15 protein-coding genes, 1 tRNA gene and 1 pseudogene are annotated in these 20,399 nt (G+C 48.3%); 6 read left to right on the plus strand and 11 right to left on the minus strand.

The window, feature by feature from the left end:
- Positions 1–49 precede the first annotated feature (49 nt).
- Together MUG06_RS11490 and MUG06_RS11495 are read right to left on the minus strand one after the other, a co-directional pair.
- Positions 50–1,633, minus strand: a complete 1,584-nt coding sequence (locus MUG06_RS11490; RefSeq protein WP_215847737.1) for an arylsulfatase — start codon at positions 1,631–1,633, stop codon at positions 50–52.
- Positions 1,634–1,740: 107 nt separating this feature from the next.
- The gene (locus tag MUG06_RS11495) at positions 1,741–2,922 is read right to left on the minus strand and encodes an outer membrane protein transport protein (RefSeq protein WP_243078677.1); all 1,182 of its coding nucleotides are present in this window, start codon (positions 2,920–2,922) and stop codon (positions 1,741–1,743) included.
- 721 nt (positions 2,923–3,643) lie between these two features.
- Between MUG06_RS11495 and MUG06_RS11500 the strand changes: the two genes are divergently transcribed.
- Positions 3,644–3,910, plus strand: coding sequence for a YdgH/BhsA/McbA-like domain containing protein (locus MUG06_RS11500; RefSeq protein WP_215847739.1), 267 nt, complete (start codon positions 3,644–3,646; stop codon positions 3,908–3,910).
- A gap of 1,055 nt (positions 3,911–4,965) precedes the next feature.
- Here the strand turns inward: MUG06_RS11500 and MUG06_RS11505 are convergent.
- The 6 genes and pseudogenes from MUG06_RS11505 to MUG06_RS11530 form a co-directional block, all read right to left on the minus strand.
- Positions 4,966–5,508, minus strand: a complete 543-nt coding sequence (locus tag MUG06_RS11505) for a hypothetical protein (RefSeq protein ID WP_243078678.1) — start codon at positions 5,506–5,508, stop codon at positions 4,966–4,968.
- A gap of 221 nt (positions 5,509–5,729) precedes the next feature.
- Positions 5,730–6,032: a hypothetical protein gene (locus MUG06_RS11510; protein ID WP_215847742.1), complete on the minus strand. Its 303-nt coding sequence runs from the start codon at positions 6,030–6,032 to the stop codon at positions 5,730–5,732.
- A 1,231-nt stretch (positions 6,033–7,263) separates the two neighbouring features.
- Positions 7,264–7,508: pseudogene (locus MUG06_RS11515) on the minus strand (integrase); the annotation flags it as partial.
- Between the two features lie 169 nt (positions 7,509–7,677).
- Positions 7,678–7,762, minus strand: a tRNA-Leu gene (locus MUG06_RS11520).
- 237 nt (positions 7,763–7,999) lie between these two features.
- Positions 8,000–9,070, minus strand: a complete 1,071-nt coding sequence (locus MUG06_RS11525) for a YsnF/AvaK domain-containing protein (RefSeq protein ID WP_243078679.1) — start codon at positions 9,068–9,070, stop codon at positions 8,000–8,002.
- Between the two features lie 27 nt (positions 9,071–9,097).
- Positions 9,098–9,493, minus strand: coding sequence for a DUF2382 domain-containing protein (locus MUG06_RS11530; RefSeq protein WP_215847758.1), 396 nt, complete (start codon positions 9,491–9,493; stop codon positions 9,098–9,100).
- Between the two features lie 604 nt (positions 9,494–10,097).
- Here MUG06_RS11530 and MUG06_RS11535 point away from each other — a divergent pair.
- The 3 genes from MUG06_RS11535 to MUG06_RS11545 all read left to right on the plus strand — a co-directional run bounded on the left by MUG06_RS11535 (position 10,098) and on the right by MUG06_RS11545 (position 12,228).
- Positions 10,098–10,607 carry a DUF2501 domain-containing protein gene (locus MUG06_RS11535; RefSeq protein ID WP_243078680.1) on the plus strand — a complete coding sequence of 170 codons (510 nt, stop codon included), beginning with the start codon at positions 10,098–10,100 and terminating at the stop codon, positions 10,605–10,607.
- Positions 10,608–10,877: 270 nt separating this feature from the next.
- Entirely contained in the window at positions 10,878–11,513 is a 636-nt protein-coding gene (locus MUG06_RS11540; protein ID WP_243078681.1) for a hypothetical protein, read from the plus strand.
- A 49-nt stretch (positions 11,514–11,562) separates the two neighbouring features.
- Positions 11,563–12,228 (plus strand): MarC family NAAT transporter, encoded by a 666-nt coding sequence (locus MUG06_RS11545; protein WP_243078682.1) that lies wholly within the window; start codon positions 11,563–11,565, stop codon positions 12,226–12,228.
- Positions 12,229–12,680: 452 nt separating this feature from the next.
- Here MUG06_RS11545 and MUG06_RS11550 read toward each other — a convergent pair whose 3' ends face one another.
- From MUG06_RS11550 to MUG06_RS11560, 3 genes are read right to left on the minus strand one after another with little or no spacing between them, the layout of a single operon-like run.
- Positions 12,681–13,946, minus strand: a complete 1,266-nt coding sequence (locus MUG06_RS11550) for a cytochrome c (RefSeq protein WP_243078683.1) — start codon at positions 13,944–13,946, stop codon at positions 12,681–12,683.
- 4 nt (positions 13,947–13,950) lie between these two features.
- Positions 13,951–15,720 carry a GMC family oxidoreductase gene (locus MUG06_RS11555; RefSeq protein WP_215847761.1) on the minus strand — a complete coding sequence of 590 codons (1,770 nt, stop codon included), beginning with the start codon at positions 15,718–15,720 and terminating at the stop codon, positions 13,951–13,953.
- 38 nt (positions 15,721–15,758) lie between these two features.
- Positions 15,759–16,487 carry a gluconate 2-dehydrogenase subunit 3 family protein gene (locus MUG06_RS11560; protein WP_243078684.1) on the minus strand — a complete coding sequence of 243 codons (729 nt, stop codon included), beginning with the start codon at positions 16,485–16,487 and terminating at the stop codon, positions 15,759–15,761.
- Positions 16,488–17,195: 708 nt separating this feature from the next.
- Between MUG06_RS11560 and MUG06_RS11565 the strand changes: the two genes are divergently transcribed.
- Both MUG06_RS11565 and MUG06_RS11570 read left to right on the plus strand, forming a co-directional pair.
- Positions 17,196–18,767, plus strand: coding sequence for an ABC transporter substrate-binding protein (locus MUG06_RS11565; protein WP_243078685.1), 1,572 nt, complete (start codon positions 17,196–17,198; stop codon positions 18,765–18,767).
- 125 nt (positions 18,768–18,892) lie between these two features.
- Positions 18,893–20,395: a helicase HerA-like C-terminal domain-containing protein gene (locus tag MUG06_RS11570; protein WP_243078821.1), complete on the plus strand. Its 1,503-nt coding sequence runs from the start codon at positions 18,893–18,895 to the stop codon at positions 20,393–20,395.
- Positions 20,396–20,399 lie beyond the last annotated feature (4 nt).

Below are 20,399 nucleotides of genomic sequence, written 5' to 3' on the forward strand. Positions count from 1 at the left end.
CCTCCTGAAAACCGGGTGAAAAATTTCACCCGGTGGTGTGGTCAGAGCATCAGTTGGTAGCCGGACTGCCTTCCTCAATAAGTTTCGACACATCAGAAACGGTGAATGAGCCCGGTTTCTGACGTGGCGGGAACTCTTTAAAGCTCTGTAGCATCTCAGTGGCATATTTCTGCGCACCGCCCAGCAGGAACAGACGATCATAGAACCAGTGGTTGTAATCCATGCCATCGGTGCCTTTTTCCAGCGGGTCGATTTTCAGGTCAAATATCAGCGGTACACGCAGCTTCACGAACGGGTATTTCCATACATCCATGCCTGAACGTTCCTGAATCATGAAGTGCGCTTTCCAGCGACCATAACGCATCGCCAACAGGTCGCCATCATCACTCCAGTAGAAGAATTCTTTGCGCGGATCCTCCTGAGTTTTACCGGTGATGAAATCAAGTTGGTTATAACCATCCAGATGCACTTTGTAGGTCATGGCACTGGTTTTATAGCCTTTTAGTAACTGCTGTTTAATGTCTGGCACGCCCGCTGCAGCCACCAGCGTTGGGAACCAGTCATTACTGCCGATGATGTCGTTGATTAGCGTTCCGGGTTTAATATGTCCCGGCCATTTCACCATCGCAGGTACGCGGAAGCCGCCTTCCCAGCCTGTATTTTTCTCACCCCGGAACGGTGTGATACCGGCATCGGGCCAGGTGGCCGTCATCGGGCCGTTATCGGTGGTGTAAACAACAATGGTGTTGTCTTCTATGCCGAGGTCTTTGATTTTCTTCAGCACTTCACCGACGATTTTGTCGTGCTCCACCATACCGTCGGCATAGTCACCTAAACCGGTCACGCCTTTATCGGACGGTTTAATGTGCGTTTTGTTATGCATACGTGTGGTGTTGTACCAGGTGAAGAACGGCTTGTTGGCTTTGACCTGCCGCTCCATAAAGTCGTTGTTCGCCGCCAGCGTTTCCTCGTCGACGGTTTCCATACGCTTGGTATTCAGCGGACCGGTATCCTCAATTTTCCCGTCTGCGCTGGACTTAATGACGCCACGCGGGCCGAATTGCTTCTTATATTCAGGATCTTTCGGGTAATCCGGATTTTCTGGTTCTTCTTCCGCATTCAGGTGATACAGGTTGCCCATAAACTCGTCGAAGCCATGTGCGGTAGGCAGAAACTCATTGCGATCGCCGAGGTGGTTTTTACCGAACTGACCGGTGGCATAACCCAACTGCTTGAGAACGCTGGCAATGGTCGGGTCTTCCTTTTGCAGCCCTTGCGGCGCACCAGGCATGCCGACCTTACTCATCCCGGTGCGGAATGGCATCTGACCGGTAATGAACGAAGAACGGCCAGCCGTGGAACTCTGTTCCGCGTAATAAGAAGTGAACTTGGCACCTTCGGCCGCAATACTGTCGATATTGGGCGTTTGATAGCCCAGCATTCCCTGATTGTAGGTACTGACGTTCCAGTACCCGATGTCATCACCGAATATCACAACGATATTGGGCTTCTGATTATTTTGCTCCGGCGCCGTCGTGGTATTACTTGCCGGGGCTGCATAAGCGCTGGTCGCACAGCAGGCGACAGATAACATTGAGGCGAGCAGCGATTTGCAAAATGGCACTTTTGACATTTCTGTGCTCCAGATAAGTGGACTCTCGTAGGAAAGGCAAAGGGTTCGCCCGCCCGGTCAGATCGTTCGACATTAAGTTATGTGGTGTGCCTCCTTAGTGAGTCGGGTCAGAATGTCCGGCTGTAATTGATGCCAAAAAAGTAGAGAGCAGGATTGTCATAACGCCCTTTAATCAGCGGAGAGGAGACGTGTGAGGAGTCGATGTGCGCGTATTCGAAGGCGCCGCCGATGCTGCTGGCAGGATCAAGTTGATAACGCGCACCCACGCCCCAGCGCCAGGTATCGCCGGACGGCATCGTCAGAGAGGTATCCTGCTGGCTGCGGTAAAAGCTGCTGTCGAAGGCAACGCCGGTATTCAGTGTCCAGTCAGAAGTGAGTTTGAATTGTGTGCCCAGTGCGAGGTGCCAGGTATCACGTAGACGCCCGTTGTCGCCCACCTGATTGCCTGCCACGGTTATTTCACTGTTGCCGTAATCGCTCCAGTCCTGCCATCCCGCATCACCCATTACAGCCCAACGTTCATTCAGCTGATGGAAAAGGCTGAGCATGATCTGCTGCGGGGTATTGACGGTGGCCGCGATGGGTAATGTCCAGGAAGGGGAATTATTGAGCTGGTCAAGCCGGACAGTGTTGTTAACGTTGAAGTGATAATTTGTCCGGCTGGTATAGGTTAATCCGGCACGCGTCTGCGGGTTAAACTGCCACAGCGCACCCACTTTTCCGTTGAGCGCCCAGTCATGGTCGGACAGTTCATCGCCACGAGCGCGCTTTATTTTTAGCAGGCCATAGTTAATACCCACCCCTGCCCCCAGCGAAAATGCATCGTTGAGTTGCCAGGCCAACGCGGGCATCAGGGTAACCGCCAGGAGCGTGCTGTCCTTGATCAGGTTTTCCCCGGCCCAGTCGCCGAAATGCAGGCCGAGGCCGTAGTTGCCATAAAATCCTAATCCGGCACTCACGGTTGGGCTGATCCGTTGCGTGTAAAAAGCGCTGCCGCCGGGAAACCAGCCAATGACATTGCCGGGGCTGTTGCCGCTGAGTTGTGCATCATCGTCCAAGCGGTAAGGGGCATCGCCATACAGTGCCTGCGCACCAACCGTGAGCATTTTATCAGGCAACATTGTCATGCCCGCAGGATTGGTAAAGAGCGTTGAGGCATCCTGCGCACGCGCCGCCTGACCTGCACCGGCCAGACCTATATCATCAGTACCAATTTCATATAGATAAAGTCCACTTGCGCATGCTGATGAGGTATTAAATAAAATGGCCAAAGCTATTATTTTGCGCATGGGACTTTCTCTTAAACAGGGTTAAGAACAGGCGGTCACACTCGTCCAATAATTTTTCAAAAATTCCCAGATCACTAAAGTTAAGACGGATAGTGGTTAGTAGGGAATTTGAATTATCTCTGGCAGCAAAACAAAAAATCATCCAAGTAGAGAAAGGCCCGTGCAGTTTAAGAATTAAACATAACCCGAGGATAAGATTGTTTTATTTACATTTTGATATTTAACTTAGTCACAATTTGAATTTCAGCAACATCAATGTAAGGAATTAGTAAGGCACTTCACAATTCTTTGAATAAAATCAAACTTATGAGCTGACAAGATTCATGAGTACCAAACATCTCTTATTTTCTTGAATTTACAGCATTTATTAATAGGTAATAATTGTTTCATAAATAAAGAGTAGAAATAAAAAAAACTTAAAATCAATCAGTTATAACAAACCGAGTATTTGCTGTTTTTTTCGGAATTTCGCCATTAGGAACATTCTTACTGATGTTAAGAAAATTTGGAGCTGTAAGGGATTTGTAATAAAGAGACAGATCACCTTTAATCCACCATCTATGTATGGTGACATGCTCAGTTAGACTGAATGAATCTCCTACCCCGCAGTTAAAATGCCAGTTGAGTAATAATATTTATTTATTTGCTTTAAACGAAACCTCGGCTAATCATTTCATAGCATTTCAAGATGTCTTTCCTTTCAAATCATAAGGGTGAAATAATGAGAAAAATTTCGGTTAGCATGATAGCTCTGGCCTTAACAACTCTGATGTGCTCATCTGCTTTTGCTGCAAAAGAGATCACTAAAGAAGAGGCAAAACAGTATGAGAAAGTGGGTGAAGTCAGCACAACCAAAGAATACACTGCGCCATCAGATGCTATGAAAGATATTTCACAGAAAGCTGATGAGTTGGGTGGGAAGTATTTTGTCATTACTTCAGGTAACGAAGGTGACAAAATTCGCGGCACTGCAACCGTTTATAAATAGTATTTTGTGATGCCCTGGAATACAGGGCATTAATTCTATTGTGAATGAATACCCAATAGTCAATTACTGACTATTGGGCCTTTTTCATTCCAATAGACCTTTTTTATTATTTTTTCCTGTAATTTTGCTTTTACCCAAAAACCCATACCTAAGAATAAACCAGTAACGCATCCCTTAGTTAATGAAATGTACAAATCACCCCTCCATTTAAATAACCATTCGCCATCGATAAAATAAAAATACAATGACACTCCTAGTTGACCTATAAAGAGGATTAACGATATTAAAATTGCACAGTAGCCAATCAGAAATAAAAGCCATGAAACACCTACTTTTCTTTAACTGCTGATGTAGCATCCAATTATCTGGTATCGATTTTGTTGTGTTCCATTTGGCTCCGTTAGTTAGCCACTTCTCGCGATATCGTCTAATCCCGCTCAACGTTGCATCCTCATATCCAAACTCAACACCACAACAATCGCATATATCAAAAGTTGCACTTTTACCGTCATCCCCCCAAGGGGGATCTAATTGCTCAAGTCCGCACACTCGACATAAATAAATCTCATTTTTATTGCGCATTGAAATAATCCAAATTTGTATCAAAACCATGATCCGCAGGATTTGGTCTGAACATAGTTCGAGGAAAATCATCCGTTCGTTTTACTGCAAATGTATTAGTCGATGGATTGTAATATACAGTTGTTTACTTTAAAAACATACTTAGCGTACGTTTTCGTACGGTTGGGCTTCAGACCCCGGAATTTACGGTCAACGCCCGGATACATCTGCTGAGAGATATATTCGCCCATCGCCCCGCCGCTTGTGCTATCCATTAGGCTCCTGCCGATCAGCTGGTTGCCGACAATCTACAGTTGTCCACCGATGATAGCGAATACGCCGTTGTCCAGTTGTGCATTATCGGCATCGGCCGCGGCGGTTATTTTACCGCTGCGGCTTTGTTGTCTGCAATAACACCGGGCGCGTTATTAGACGCCAATAAAATAAAATCCTGCCGCAACAGTCGGGACTTATGATGATGTTACTAATGAATATTAATCTACGTGGCGATAACCAAAAATGTCCGGGCAGATATTTTTAATATTCCAGCCATGAATTAACGCCGGTTTTTTATGATGATCATTTATTTTTTCAATGGTTACATCATTAACTCCTTGTTTATCAATCAATTTCACCAATGCATTGGACAATAGAGCATATCTAACACCAGATTCAGGTATAAAACTGCGGTAAACAAACTTACCTGGCTCTTGATATCCAATTACATAATTCTCACCCGCTTTAATGGTATATTCAAATGCATGGGAATCTGAACCTTTAACAAAGAGGTTTCGGGTTAATAAACGTCGTTCTTTTTTCTCATAACATCCTTCATTAGTGAGCGAGAAAGTGTAAATTGAATAGTTACATCCATCATCCTTTACGTAAAGTACGGCGGAGTCAGCTCCATGATAATTTTTAAACTTAGGATACAATGAATTAAGTCCTGTGCAAGATGCAAGCAGTGGGATGGTCGAAACAATACACATTAACTTAATGGTTGACGGTAAATTCTTTTTTAGATAGTAAGTCTTCATTTAAAAACTCCTTTTTTATAAAATACTGATAAAAATGTTATAAAGAGCCCCGCAAAGCCGGCCAGCAGCTCATTGCGATGTGCGTACATTTTGGCCGAACAGGCCTTCGCGCCCAGCCCGGCACAGTTCCGCGCCTTAAGGCTTTGTTCTCGATAATGTTGCTGAGTGCATTATTGCTCTACAGCAAAAACCCCGGTCAACTGGCCGGGGTTTTTTCAACATTATACTGTTAGTAAATTTCTTAATTCACCCATTGAATCAATAAGATAAGATTCATAATAGCTTAATGGTTCATTTCTATCTAAAGCAACAGCATATACTTGCTCTAATGTGAACCAATGGGTATGAAAGTCTGTTTTCCACTCATTATCTGAAAACTGTAAACACTCAAACAAGCCTTCCAGTTTGTTTATCACATCACTTAATGAGATCTTTTCCGCATCATACGCTTTCAAAATACCCCGCATTAATTCAAGTTGTCTTAAGTCATAATCAGTTAACGCTATATTACCTAGTCTACTCATTGCTTTATGATTCCAAAATCAACAGTTACAACTCGCCCGGATTTTTCATCAACAATTACCGTTAAGTTATTGGTCTTATCATGATAGGCCGTAGTACCTGGTACTTTAACGGAGCGGCAGACAGTTGCACGGGCCCTGGCGACTCTGATACAGCAGCGGAGGCTGAAGATACTCCATTCCCCAGAATAAAGAGCGCAGCATACCGCCACGACTGCTTCCTGCATGCGTACATACTCTCATCCTTGATATTGCTTAAAGTAATTTTACGTAGCTAAAAATTATTTAGCGTTGAAAAATGATTTTCGCTCATCCTGCTTGTGAGTGTGAAAAATCAAGCAACATTAATAAGCATAATCATATTGCTCGCAAATGTAGCCCTAAGAAAGTGAGGCCATCTTCGCAGTATTAAAATGACTCCAAAAATTTAGCCATAAATGCAATTTTGTATGAAAACGGCTTTCCCACTTCTAGCGTCATCTATATCCAAATCTACAAATATAATCATGACTGAGAATACTCTCCCATTTCATTCAGGCCACATCTATGAGCCTAGTCTTGATTTTTCCGATTTTCTCGATGTGCCTTTCATCTTTCCGCGCTAAATTAATGGGGGGATTTTAATGATTATTCTGGGAGCCACCTCACTGTTTTAAGGTAATTAAATGCAATAAGAATTTTGGAACCTAACTTTTCATATTGAGCACTGGATAAACGGCCCTTTAAACCTGTCTTAAAAAACGGTGATTCCAGCAGGATAAGCGGAACGGATTTATTGAGATTTTTAACTGGCGCTTTCGCGATGAACGTCATGATAAGTATCGATGCAACGACACGATTACGCCAAGATAGTCATAGTGACTGGATCCAAGGCTATAACGAATACGGGCCAAATTCAGCACTGATTTATCAAATGCCATGCGATTTTGCTGCAAAGTGTAAAATGGTTTCTTTGCAAATAAGGAAAGTGAACATCATTAATTGAAGTTTACATCTACTACGGTGGGCAGAACAACAGCACTTTAAATTGATGTTCACTTTTAGTGGACGATACAATAATAGTTGTATTTTTCACAATTGCTGCCTTTATGGAAACGGCCATATAATTTGAGCACTCTGCTCAACTAAATTTTAATGGGGAAAAGTTTAATACGGATTCTCTAATTGGATGTAAAAAACCGACTTTCGTCGGTTCTTATTAGTTATGCAGCTAAGGCGGCGTCACACTTGACAGATCGTTCTGAACCGCAAAACGCATGATCGCAGTGACGCGCTGTTGTAAACTGTGGGCCACGTCATGCTTACCCGCTGCATCAATCTTTTTAATTGGTGTTAATAAGTGGCTGGTTTTCAGCTAACGAATATCAGCCGTTCCGATATGGGGAAGATGTAAGGCTCGAGATAGCGAAGAACCCGTGTACGGTGATCATCACTCCAGCGTTTATTGCTGCTGTGCCACTCACGAGCGATAGTTTCAAAGGCGTATTATAGGGGCGCATTTTCTATCGAAGAGTAAGTCCCCTCGTTATGCCCCACCATTCCCCGCATTGCAACGGATGTACTCGGACGAATTTAGACCAAAAAAAAAGCCTTTCGGCTTTAATTTTAGGGACTTATGGGCTGTCCCGGACGTTCTCGTATCTCTCGATGGTGCCGAAGGCCGGACTCGAACCGGCACACCTTGCGGCGGTTGATTTTGAATCAACTGCGTCTACCGATTTCGCCACTTCGGCACTGAAGAGGATGCGGAAAACGTTGGGGATTATACCGTTACACGCTCAGCGCGCAAGCCCCTTTAACAGAGATATGCGCTAAGCGGCGAAAAAATCAGCGGAAAGTGCTGTAAATCCACTAAATGCAACAAGGCCAGCCTTCCGGCTGACCTTGTCTGGTGTTGCAAAGCTTAAAACGTAAACCGCTCTAAACCTGCTACTGACGCGAAATCATCTCCGCGACATTTAACTGACTACTTAGTGCGAATGGTCGTAATTACGTTGTTTCAGTTTATCTTCGACCTTGTCTTTCGTTTCGCCAATTTTCTCACCTGCCCTTTCGGTTACGCTGGGCTTGGTATCACGCGTTTGCGCATTCAGTGGTGTATTGCCGGTCGTGTTCACACCATTGGGATTAGACGCAGCCGCAGCGGGTGACACACCTGCACTGCTTGCCGTATTTCCGCTATTCGGTGTTAGCGCACCTTCAACCGCTGCGGGTGTCTTCCTGTCGATGTCCACTTCCTGACGGCGTACGGTATCGTTCACTGTTTCAGTGCGATCGCTGCCATCTGTCCGCACCACCACTTCCTCTTTCACATTGGTAGTTTTGTTGATCACCGGCTGTTCGTGCGACTCGGCGACTTCTACCGTTTTTTCCGACCAGTCCACTTCACCGGTCAGCGCTGGCTCATTCACAGAGCGACGGAAAATATCAGCATGCTGCTCATGCAGCGAAATATCTTTTGCGACTTCATCGGTCACAGTATAACGGCGTACACGGGTTGAACCTTCGCTAACCAGACGTTTACCCACTTCCAGCTGCTCTTCAGCCAGACGTAGAATATCCTCTTCACTTTCATCGCCAGTGAGAGAAGTTCGCAGTGGTTCAACTTTGCTACGGCTGCGATCATTGGTTTCGCCCGCAAACTCACGGCCTGCAGTAGGATTTACTGCACGTTCGCCCGCATTTTGCTGTGTCGAGTCGGTAAGCGAACTCTTCATGCGTGAAGGAACATCAACCGAGTCATGGGAATGAAGGATGGTCATTGCTTTGGCCAGCTTCTCTTCCTCGGTGCGCAACGAAAGGACTACGCCGCCTTTATCCATCGCTTTACTGTAAATGTCCGCCTGATCTTCATCTACTGTATGACCAAACAGACGCTGCCAGATGCTTGGATGTCGAATAGCTTTCCCTTCTGACTGCAAACGTTCACCACTGATTAAACTGATATCTTGATCAGGAAAACCGGCTTTCAGGAGATTTCTTTTCGCGGCATCTGCCTGAATTGCAGAATCGAACAATGTTACGATTTTTTCGTGTGCCATGATTATTCCTCTCTTGTTAGCTATTTATTACCGATCGTCTTCTTTCTCTATGTTTACCTGCTGCTTGCGTCGAGTTACCACTTCCTGAAAAGGCACGGTCTCCTGAACCTTTCGAATGTGGATCTCTTCCTTAAGCACCAGTTTTCTTACTACAACAATTTCTTCCTCAACGACCGGAACGATAAGTACGCCGTTTTCTTCCCTGATTTCTGGCATGGACTCTACGTGTTGCGCTTTAGCCACATGCTCAACCTCAACTTTTTCCTTATTAAGCAACGTATTGATCACTTCGTCATGCTCAGTTGTGGAACGGGTTACACGGACACGACCATCCACAACCTTCTGCTTTGTCAGCTCTATCTGCTCTTCAGCGAGCTTCAGCGTGACGTCAGCTTCTTTATTGTGTTCCGGCTGTCCAGCCATATTCTCTCCCGCATATCTTCTCGATAATTAAATATTCACACAATCTCTATGAGTGAGATGAATATTCGCCGCAACTGCCTGACACAGTGATTAAGCCTAGATGATAAATTTGAGTTTGGAAGAAGAAATAATAATTTTTATTGATCAGCATTAAATTAAACCCAAATGTTAAGGCCGTTAAAATCACTATAAAAGCGAAACATCATAAAATATAAAATCAACCTAACTCACTGATGATTAATGAAAATAAGCAACGCCGACTTTTCACACCCAAAGTTACCCAAACCCGCATCCTGCCTGGATTCTATCCACTAAACGCAGCGCGAAATTTACATTTCCCAGGACTAAGCGCACTTGTTTATATCTAAGTTTTAATAAATATTAATTAATATTTCAGACCGGGCACTTTAATAATAAAAGGCACGTCCAAGCCACTTTTATAAAATACAAACCAATGCTTATATCGACACTGATTAAAACAACAGCAGATTCATGCAGAATATTCTCAAAAGGATAAGCACCCTGTATTTAATTGAACTTTTATCGTTCAGACTTCTCTGAATTGGCCAGAGCCAGTGAAGATAATTAAATGACTGAGGTTGAGATGAAAAAGTTACAAAATTTGGGATGGGGTTTAGCCGCGCTTTTCGTAGCAGGTAGCGCATCGGCAGCAAGTTGGCAGGATCAACTCAGCAGCGCAGCGTCGCAGTTGAATCAGCAGAACAACAGCACTTCCACCAGCAATACACAAAGCACGCAGAACAGTGGCTTATCGCTGTCATCACTCACCGGTTTACTCAATGGCGGTGACAAAGCAGTTAGCGCCAACAGCATGACCAACGCAGCAGGCGTGATGCAATATTGTGTTGAGCACAATGTGGTGAAAAACAATGTGCAGTCGGTGAAAGATCAGGTACTGAGCAAGCTGGGCCTGAATACCACAACCGCACAAGAGCAGAAAACCGATTACCAGCAAGGCGTAGCCGGTTTGCTGAATACCGGTAACGGTCAGCAGTTGAATCTGCAAACCTTGAGCAACTCAACCATGGGCGAGAAGCTGAAAACCAAAGCGTGTGATGTGGTATTGAAGCAAGGCAAAAACTTCATTTCTTAATCGCATGTTGATCGAATAAATTTAAGCGTATGAACAGGATGTCATGCGCTTATTCCCCCTTTCCCCGCCGTTTCTCCGCAAATTTAGCGCTACGTCTTTTACCCCTTTGAATCGTTTCTCATTTCTTTACGACAACACGTAAAAAATCACCACGGCGAGAACGCTAATTGTTCGCGTAACCTGTGCCGCAGCAAACTGCTGATCCCTGTCGTTTCCTAACGCATCATCCAGCGTTATAGTGAGTTTTTAGAATCACACAGGACTGCACGTATGAAAGGCTTCAACATTGCGATTTACTTCGATCCCGATCTCATAAAAGCCTGCGTACACGACCCGGATGGCAGCTATATCAACAAAAAATTCGAGTACGAAGACGGTGTAATTGAAGAGATATACCAATGGCTTGAACAATACGAACCGAGCAAAACGCATATCTGCCTGATTGAGAATGAAACTGCCGAGTTGCTCGCAGATGAGCTGGTCGATAGCGGCTACCATGTGCATCAGGTCACCATGCATCAGTTGCTGAACTGGTTTGCGGCTGAGCCGCCTTCTACGCCAGATGGCACACCGATGCGCGCCATGCTGCGCTACCTTGAGGAAGAACAGCCGCGCGAATATGAGTCGCGTACGCCACAAACCGAAGAGCTCATGGAGATGTTTGACGAGCTGGATGCGCTGGAGATGGCGGACGATACCGATGATGAAGACAGCTTGCCCGACGCCATTTTGCGCATTATGAAGAAGCAAAAAGTGAATGCCACTCACGCTGCTCAGCAGTTAATTCCCGACGTGAATGAGCGCATCCGTGAACATTTGATGCAATATCCTGAATTGATGACGCCTGAAATTTTACAAGACTTCTTCCCGGAACTGTTAGAAGCGCTGGAACGCCCGAAACACTAAAAATGTGCGTCAGCATCCCGCTGACGCTTCATTCATAGAGGGAAACGGCATGCTGGAACTCTTAAAAGCTATCGGATTAGGATTAGTGGTGATCCTACCGCTCGCCAACCCGCTCACTACCGTGGCGCTGTTCTTAGGATTAGCTGGCGACATGAGTTTCAGCGAGCGTAATCATCAGGCCTTTCAGGCTTCAGTTTACGTTTTTGCCATCATGATGGTGGCGTGGTACGCCGGTAACGCGGTGCTGCACACCTTTGGCATCTCGATTCCAGGCTTGCGTATTGCGGGTGGATTGATTGTCGCGTTTATCGGTTTTCGCATGCTGTTTCCGACTAAAGCGGCAGGACAATCGGTTGAAGCTGAACAAAAGCTGGATGAGCTAGAAAAGAAAGAAACGGTGAATATCGCTTTTGTGCCGTTAGCCATGCCGAGTACCGCCGGGCCTGGCACCATTGCGATGATCATCAGTTCAGCCTCTACAGTAAGAAGTGGCGAAGATTTCCCTGACTGGGTCATCACTGTGGCGCCGGTTATTATCTTTTTTTTGGTGAGTCTGATTCTCTGGATTTCGCTGCGCTGTTCAGGCGGCATTATGAAGCTGGTCGGCAAAAGTGGCATTGAAGCCATTTCGCGCTTGATGGGCTTTTTGCTGGTCTGTATGGGCGTGCAGTTTGTCATCAACGGCGTGCTGGAAGTGGTTCACGCGTTTCATTGAGATTCGATCGGTCTTCAACTCACTCGAGCAGCCTTTTCACTCTCATCAACCACTCACTCGATCAGTCTCCTCCCCCACGTGTGGGGGAGGATTAAGGTGGGGGGCATTGCGCAGAGGAATATCCTGCCCGCTGTCCCCCATCCTAACCTTCCCCCCATAAATGGGGGAAGGGACCGATCGGAGAGTAATTAACCTTCTGCCATAACGGTATGGGCGTGCAGTTTGTCATCAACGGCGTGCTGGAATTGGTACACGCGTTTCATTGAGATTCGATCGGTCTTCAACTCACTCGAGCAGCCTTTTCACTCTCATCAACAACTCACTCGATCAGTCTCCTCCCCCATTTATGGGGGAGGATTAAGGTGGGGGGCATTGCGCAGAGGAATATCCTGCCCGCTGTCCCCCATCCTAACCTTCCCCCATAAATGGAGGAAGGAACCGATCGAAGCAGATTAGTGTTGAAGTGACTTACGTACTTCCGCTACCTGATCTTTGCTCACCGCTGGCGCCTGGTTGCTCCAACCCTGGCGAACGAAGGTGGCGAGCTGCGCCACTTCTTCATCACTCAGGCGACTCCCAAAGCCCGGCATCGCCAGCGTCGACGGCGCTTTCTCGGTTGACGGTTGCTGAGCACCCACCAGAATGGTGTGGATCAAACCGGTTGGATCTTTCGCATTCACGATGGTTGCCTGATCCAATTCTGGGAAGATCCCCGGCGCACCTTTACCGGTGACAAAATGACATGCGCCACAGTTGTCGAGATAAAGACGTTCGCCTTCGCTCAGGTTTTTCGCTGCCGTCAGTTTGGCTTCAGTCGCCTGCTGTGCCTGCACATTACTCGCCTGCAACGCTGGATTACCCCCAATGAACTTCAGGTAAGCCGCAATCGCTTTCAGATCGGCATCAGTCATGTGTGAGCTGCTGTGTTCAATAACAGACTTCATCTCACCGCCCACCGCAGCTTTGTCATTACGTCCAGTTTGCAGGTATTCAACAATCTCCTGCTCACTCCAACGCGGCATACCACGCAGCGAAGGCACATCCCAGTTATTCAGGCTGCCACCCGCCAGGAATTGATCATCCCCGCTGTCGAGCGATTTCTCGTTCATGCCTAAACCACGTGGCGTATGACAGCTGCCGCAATGGCCGAGACTTTCTACGATATAAGCACCGCGGTTGATCTCTTCAGATGCGCCGCCAATTGGCTGGAACGGTTTGTCCGTGGTGAACGCCCAGTTCCAGAAACGCATGCCCCAACGCTGGCTGAACGGGAAGCTCAGCTTTGTTTCAGAAGGCTGTTCAGCACTCGGCTTCACACCCTTCATGAAGTAAACGTACAGCGCGTGCATATCGGTGTCGCTGATCTTGGCGTAGTCCGGGTAAGGCATCGCCGGATAAAGGCGTGAGCCGTCCGGCAGAACGCCTTTACGTACCGCGTCAGAGAACTGCTGCTCGGTGTAATTACCGATACCGTGCTCTTTGTCTGGCGTGATGTTAGTGGAGAAGATGGTGCCAAGATTCGACTCAATCGCCAAACCCCCCGCGTAATCGGGCTTACCCGAAACCGAGTGGCACGCCATGCAATCGCCAAGACGAGATAAATACTCGCCCTGCTTGATCAGTTGAGCGTCATCTTCTGCGTGCGCCTGCACCGCAAATCCGCTGGCAAGCAGCAAGGCGTTGGCGAATAAGAATGATTTTAAATTCAGCTTGTTCATACGCTTACGCCTGTACCAGTGGGCCGGGATTTTTCAAATAGTGATCTTTGATTGCTTGTGCCGCCATCAAGGTAATCGCGCCGATGGTATCGGTCGGGTTAGCCTGGAAGTTCTGCGGGAAAGCGTTACCGCCCGGTACAAAGACGTTATGCACGTCCCAGCTCTGCAAGTACTTGTTCAGTGCTGAAGTTTTCGGGTTGTCGCCCATTACCGCGCCGCCCACGTTGTGGGTGGAAACGTATTTGGTCAGGTCAAAGTCAGCGCCCATTGGCAGGAAGCTCATGCTGGAACTGTCTGGATTCAGCTCTTTCGTGATGTTACCCACGATACCTTTCAGGTGTTGCTGCAACTTCAACTCGTTCTCTTTCCAGTTGAAGGTCATGCGCAGCAGCGGCAAGCCGTGATGATCGTTGTAGTTCGGATCCAAATCCAGATAGATGTCACGGTACGACTGGCACGTCGTGGTGATACTGATCTTCATGGAATGGCCGTACCACTCTTCCAGGCCTTGCTTGTAGCCCATGCCCCAGGTTGGCGTGCCTTTAGGCAGCGCGGTGCTGATTGGCGTACCGGTTGCTTGCGAACTGTGGATCTTCGCGCCGCCAAGGAAGCCAAGTGCAGGACCATCAAAGTTGCCTGGCGAGATATCATTAAACATCTGGCCGGTTGCGCCTGCGGTCGCATACGGGTTGAAGTTTTTGTCTTTGAAGAACAACGTCGCACCGCCGTTCGACAGGAACGCGTAGTTACGTCCTACCACACCCTCTTCAGTGATTGGGTTGTACGGCTTGCCGATACCGGACAGCAGCATCAAACGCACGTTGTAAAGCTGGAAGCTGCTCAGTACCACGATTTTGGCAGGCTGGAAGCATTCGTTGCCCTGCGCATCAATGTAGATCACGCCTTTCGCGGTTTTCTTGTCATCGTTCAGCACCACTTTGATCACTTCGGCGTGCACTTCATAAGAGAAGTTTGGCATGCGCTTCAGTGAATCCATCACAGCAGTTTGCGGTGAGGCTTTGGAGTAGTTCAGGCACGGATATTTACTGCAATAACCGCAGTAGTTACACGGTGCAATCTGGTTGCCGTACGGGTTTTTCCACGCCCGCGATACGCATGCAGACGGGTTCGGGAACGGGTGATAACCCAGTTTGGTCGCCGCTTCTTTGAACATCACGTTGTTAAGCGTGTCATCCAACGCAGGCAGCGGATAAGGTTCTGAACGCGGGCCTTCAAACGGATCACCGCCTTCAAGGATTTGGCCGCGCAGGTTGCCGGTGTTGCCAGACTGGCCGCAAATCAGCTCAAATTTGTAGTAATAAGGCTCGATCTCATCCCAGGTGAACGGGAAATCCATCACGCGCATATCTTCCTGCAGGATGCCTGGCTTGTACGCCTCATCCACGTAGGTTTTCAGTTTGATATCAGTTGGGGTTGGACGGATCAAAACGGCCGTCCAGTGCATACCTGCGCCACCCACACCGGTGCCCGGTGCAAACGCGCCCCATTTACGGGTCGGCAATGCGGTCTGGCTGGTGTTGTAGCGAACCGTTACCGCGACTTCTGCCGGGGTCGCAAACACTTTATTACGCACCGCGTATGCATATTCATCTGCCGGTTTTGGGTAAGCGAATTCGTCGTAATCGCGATCGCCACCGCGCTCCAGCGCGCGCACTTCAAGCCCAGCCAGCGCCAGCTCAATACTCATCAACGAGCCAGCCCAGCCGAGGCCGCAGACAATGACGTCGACTTCTTTTTTAGTAACCTGTGCCATGATAATCCTGTTTCAAATACCTGATGCGGGATGCACGCTTAGGCGCGCTCACCTTTAATACTCACTGGGCCTAGCGGATACGGAACGTTGTGCTGTTTCACCCATTCGGTGAAGCTGGCACGCGCGCCCGGGAAGCCGATAGCAATCCAGGCTTTCATGCCTTTGTTGCCGCCGTACATAGGGTCCGCGAGGTAACCGTGCTTGGTATCGGAAAGCAGCTGGCTAAAGAACTGCGACGCTTTCAGGTTCTCTTCACCCAATGCGGCAAAGTCGATACCGTTTTTGCTGATTTTTGTCAGCACGTCATCTTTCTCTTGCTCAGTAAGCGCATGGAAGGATTTTTGATAAGTGCTCTGCGTCCACTGTTCAACCAACTTAATGCTGGTCTTGTACAGCTGCTGTGGACGGAATGGGATCTGATACCCCATGGTGGCCGGCGCGTTGATATTGAACGGGCCTTGCATGTAGATTTCGCTACCAAACTCTTCGCTGTGCAGTTGCTGATCGATAAAGATCGGCACGTTGGTTTCCAGTGCGCCTGGTGCTTTACCGTTGCCGCCAGCCGGAATCAAACGATCGGTCGCCGCAAGAATAAATTGCCACTCTTCTGCACTAAAAAATATCGGTTTATAGTCAGCTAATTCCGGTGCTGCCAATTCCGCAGCTTGCGCTGCAGTTATTCCTTTAAATACCAGCTCACTTAATGGCAATGCCAATAATGAGCCCAGTAAAAATTTACGCCTGGTGGTGGGTTTTTGAAGAAGCATAGCCGCACGACTCTCATTTGCTCTCTACTAAACATTATTCAAGCTATCGCATGGCGGCACGCTCATTAATTCGCCAAAGACTTACTTAAGTAAGTGATGGGAGAACACGAGCGCAGCCTACACGCGTATAACTTAAACAAGGTGAAGTAGAAGTAATTATTATGTGAATAACGAAACATATCGGTTAATAACCTGGCAATCTTAGGGATATAGATATGTCTAAATGTAAAAATTGAATTTGAAATGTGTTTTAGTGAAAATTTATCATCGTGTTGCTGAGAGGTTGCAGGCAGGTAACAAAATTTGAGGGCGGAAATTTAGGCTAAAACCGCACAATCATCGGGTAATTGAAACAATATGCTGAATCATTAACCACTATTATTTCCGTAATGTCATCATCACGTAAAATAATCGATAAAAATAAATCATACTTCCATACAAGAGAATTATTCTCATTGGCAACATTATATTTACTTTTACCCGGTTGCAAACAGATATAGCCGTAATAAGCAGCAAATCAGAATAGGCCGGTTATTTTCCGGGCGGATAAAAAATACGCAACGCTATTTACCGGCGTCGTTCTGTTTCAAATTGTTCATCTGCCTGAAAGCCTGACGCAATATTTATGCAAAGCTCAGAACAAAGCGGCATTTTGACATTTCTCATTGCCGGATAGAGTAGGTTTATCAATTACTCAGGATAAACCTCATGCGTAAATCGCTACTCGCGTTGCTGGCCACCATGACGCTAGCTACCACCGCTCAGGCGGCAACACCCACAGACACCCTGGTCGTCGCCGTGCCGCTGGATGGCATTATCAGTTTTGATCCCGCCGAAAGTTTTGAGACCGTCAGCAACAGCAGCCTGCGTAACATTTATCAAACACTGCTGGAACCGAATCATCAGGATGCGCAGCAGTTATCGCCGCTCGCCGCCCTAAAATGGCAAGCCGGGAAAACGCCGCACAGCCTGATATTTGATCTTAATCCGCAGGCACGTTTTGCCAGCGGTAATCCGTTAACGGCACAGGATGTCGTGTTCTCGTTAACGCGTGCGGTGAAGCTAAACAAAGCACCCTCTTTTATCCTCGGCGAGTTTGGTTGGACGCCAGAGAACATCGACCAGCAATTTACCGTGATCAACGATCATCAACTTGAACTGCGCTGGCCGGCGCAAATCGGCAACGATCTGGCGCTGCGGTTGTTAACGGCGCCCGTGGCGTCGATTGTTGACAGTAAGCTGGCGCTGCAACACGCCAGCAATGATGATTTCGGCAATGGCTGGCTCAAAGTGCATTCTGCGGGCAGTGGCGCTTATGCTATCAAGCAGTTTATTCCGCTGCAGGCGCTGCTGCTGGACGCCAATGCCAATGCGAGTCCAAAACCGCATCTGAAACGCGTGCTGCTAAAAGGCGTGGCCGATCCCGGTTCGCGGCGTCTTCTGATTCAACAGGGCGATGTTGATGTGGCTTACCAGCTCGGGCCAGATCAAATCGCCGCGTTAAAAACCGACGCGGGTATACGTATTGATGCCTTCCCGTCTAGCCTGGTTTATTACCTCGGCTTTAACACCAAAAGCGCCCAGCAACCCGCCCTGGCGAACCCCGCGCTGTGGCAAGCCGCCCGCTGGTTAGTCGATTACGACAGCGTCGCCAATCAGCTGCTCAAGGGCCAATACCGTATTCATCAGAGCTTTTTGCCTGATGGCTTTGACGGTGCACTGAACAGCACGCCTTTCCATTACGATGTAGATAAAGCCAAAGCGATTCTGCAAAAAGGTGGCATCAAGCCCGGCAGCCATATTGCGTTAACCGTGGTAAATCAGCCGCCTTATATTGACGTCGCGCAGGCTCTGCAAGCCAGCTTTGCCAAGGCGGACGTCAATCTGGATATTCAGCCGGTGGCAGAGTCAGAGTTATGGAGCAAAATGCGCGGTCGCGACTTTGAATCGATCTTTGTTTACTGGGGTGCGGACTATATCGACCCAAACACTAACGCAAGCGCCTTCGCCTATAACGTTCCCAACGGCGGCAAAACGCTGGCATGGCGCGTAGGTTGGGAGATTCCCGATCTCAGCGCAGAAACCCGCACGGCGGCAGGCGAAAGTGATGTCGCGAAGCGCCGCGCGCAATACGCTGATTTACAGACCCGCGTTCAGCAAGATTCACCTTATGTGGTGATGTTACAAGGTGCGACGCAGGTCGCGGTGCGTAACAACCTCAGCCACGTGCGTCAGGGCATTGGCGTCTCGCTGCTCAACTTTGAGGAGGTCCAAAAGTAAGGTTTTACGTCCCGCCGAGTTCGCGCCTGGCGGGACGCGTCCGTTTTTCGGGTAAATCTTCTCCGCTCTGCCGCGCCCCGCTTGCTATTCTTCAGGCATATCCTATCGCCTGAGAGTGGAAAATGATGACTTCCCCGCTGCTGATTGCCCAAACGTCCGACGTCCAACTCCATCTTTTACCGCAGATGGCCAACCGCCACGGTTTAATTACCGGCGCAACCGGCACCGGTAAAACGGTCACGCTGCAAAAGCTGGCAGAATCTTTTTCCACTATCGGCGTGCCGGTCTTTATGGCTGATGTGAAAGGCGATTTAACCGGCGTCGCGGCGGAAGGCCAAAGCAGTGAAAAATTGCAGCAGCGACTGGCGAAAATCGGCGTCAGCGACTGGCAGCCGCAGCGTAATCCGGTGATGGTGTGGGATATTTTTGGCGAGAAAGGCCATCCAGTGCGCGCCACGGTTTCTGACCTTGGCCCATTAATGCTGGCACGTTTGCTGAATCTTAATGAAGTGCAAAGTGGTGTGTTGCAAATCGTCTTCCGGATCGCCGACGATCAAGGCCTGCTGCTGCTGGATTTCAAAGATCTTCGCGCCATGACGCAATACATCGGCGATAACGCCAAATCTTTCCAGACGCAATATGGCAACATTAACAGCGCATCGGTGGGTGCCATTCAGCGCGGCCTGCTGGCGCTGGAAGAGCAAGGCGCGGAACACTTCTTCGGTGAGCCGATGCTGGAGATCGCCGACTGGATGCGTGTCGACAGCGACGGCAAAGGCTATATCAATATCCTTTCCGCCGAGAAGCTCTATCAAATGCCGAAACTCTACGCCACCAGCCTGCTGTGGATGTTGTCAGAGTTATATGAACATCTGCCGGAGGCGGGCGATCTCGATAAACCCAAACTGGTCTTTTTCTTCGATGAAGCGCATCTGCTTTTCAGTGATGCACCGCCGGTTCTGCTGGAAAAAATTCAGCAAGTGATTCGCCTGATTCGCTCTAAAGGCGTTGGCGTGTGGTTTGTCACACAAAATCCTGCTGACATTCCCGACAGCGTGCTGGGCCAGTTAGGTAATCGCGTCCAGCACGCCCTGCGCGCTTTCACCCCCAAAGATCAGAAAGCGGTAAAAATCGCAGCGGAAACGCTGCGCGCCAATCCAAACTTTAATACTGTCGAGGCGATACAGGCGCTCGGCACCGGCGAAGCGCTGATCTCATTTTTAGATGAGAAAGGCAGCCCATCGGTGGTTGAACGTGCAATGGTGATTGCCCCCGGCTCGCGCATGGGCCCGGTCAATGCTGATGAACGTAACGGCCTGATCAACCATTCGCCGCTGGCGGGCAAATATGACACCGAAGTCGATCGCGAATCGGCTTTTGAACGTCTGCAACACGGTGTGCAAGCAGCCAGTGAAAGCGCCAATGCGCCAGAAGCCAAAGGCAACAGCGTGGCGGTGGATGGCGGCATTCTGGGCGGCCTGAAGGATATTCTGTTTGGTAGCACCGGCCCGCGCGGCGGAAAAAAAGATGGCGTAGTACAAACCATGGCGAAAAGCGCCACGCGTCAAATCACTCATCAAATCATTCGCGGCGTATTAGGGAGCCTGCTGGGCGGACGCCGACGTTAACGTT

Source organism: Pantoea sp. MQR6 (genome assembly GCF_022761075.1).
GTDB classification, from domain to species: domain Bacteria; phylum Pseudomonadota; class Gammaproteobacteria; order Enterobacterales; family Enterobacteriaceae; genus Pantoea; species Pantoea phytostimulans.

Excerpts from the sequence above, each read along its gene's own strand:
- MUG06_RS11490 (WP_215847737.1), bottom strand. The coding sequence starts at position 1,633 with ATGTCAAAAGTGCCATTTTGCAAATCGCTGCTCGCCTCAATGTTATCT.
- MUG06_RS11540 (WP_243078681.1), top strand. The coding sequence starts at position 10,878 with ATGAAAGGCTTCAACATTGCGATTTACTTCGATCCCGATCTCATAAAA.
- MUG06_RS11510 (WP_215847742.1), bottom strand. The coding sequence starts at position 6,032 with ATGAGTAGACTAGGTAATATAGCGTTAACTGATTATGACTTAAGACAA.
- MUG06_RS11560 (WP_243078684.1), bottom strand. The coding sequence starts at position 16,487 with ATGCTTCTTCAAAAACCCACCACCAGGCGTAAATTTTTACTGGGCTCA.
- MUG06_RS11555 (WP_215847761.1), bottom strand. The coding sequence starts at position 15,720 with ATGGCACAGGTTACTAAAAAAGAAGTCGACGTCATTGTCTGCGGCCTC.
- MUG06_RS11570 (WP_243078821.1), top strand. The coding sequence starts at position 18,893 with ATGACTTCCCCGCTGCTGATTGCCCAAACGTCCGACGTCCAACTCCAT.
- MUG06_RS11565 (WP_243078685.1), top strand. The coding sequence starts at position 17,196 with ATGCGTAAATCGCTACTCGCGTTGCTGGCCACCATGACGCTAGCTACC.
- MUG06_RS11530 (WP_215847758.1), bottom strand. The coding sequence starts at position 9,493 with ATGGCTGGACAGCCGGAACACAATAAAGAAGCTGACGTCACGCTGAAG.
- MUG06_RS11535 (WP_243078680.1), top strand. The coding sequence starts at position 10,098 with ATGAAAAAGTTACAAAATTTGGGATGGGGTTTAGCCGCGCTTTTCGTA.
- MUG06_RS11545 (WP_243078682.1), top strand. The coding sequence starts at position 11,563 with ATGCTGGAACTCTTAAAAGCTATCGGATTAGGATTAGTGGTGATCCTA.
- MUG06_RS11505 (WP_243078678.1), bottom strand. The coding sequence starts at position 5,508 with ATGAAGACTTACTATCTAAAAAAGAATTTACCGTCAACCATTAAGTTA.
- MUG06_RS11525 (WP_243078679.1), bottom strand. The coding sequence starts at position 9,070 with ATGGCACACGAAAAAATCGTAACATTGTTCGATTCTGCAATTCAGGCA.
- MUG06_RS11550 (WP_243078683.1), bottom strand. The coding sequence starts at position 13,946 with ATGAACAAGCTGAATTTAAAATCATTCTTATTCGCCAACGCCTTGCTG.
- MUG06_RS11495 (WP_243078677.1), bottom strand. The coding sequence starts at position 2,922 with ATGCGCAAAATAATAGCTTTGGCCATTTTATTTAATACCTCATCAGCA.
- MUG06_RS11500 (WP_215847739.1), top strand. The coding sequence starts at position 3,644 with ATGAGAAAAATTTCGGTTAGCATGATAGCTCTGGCCTTAACAACTCTG.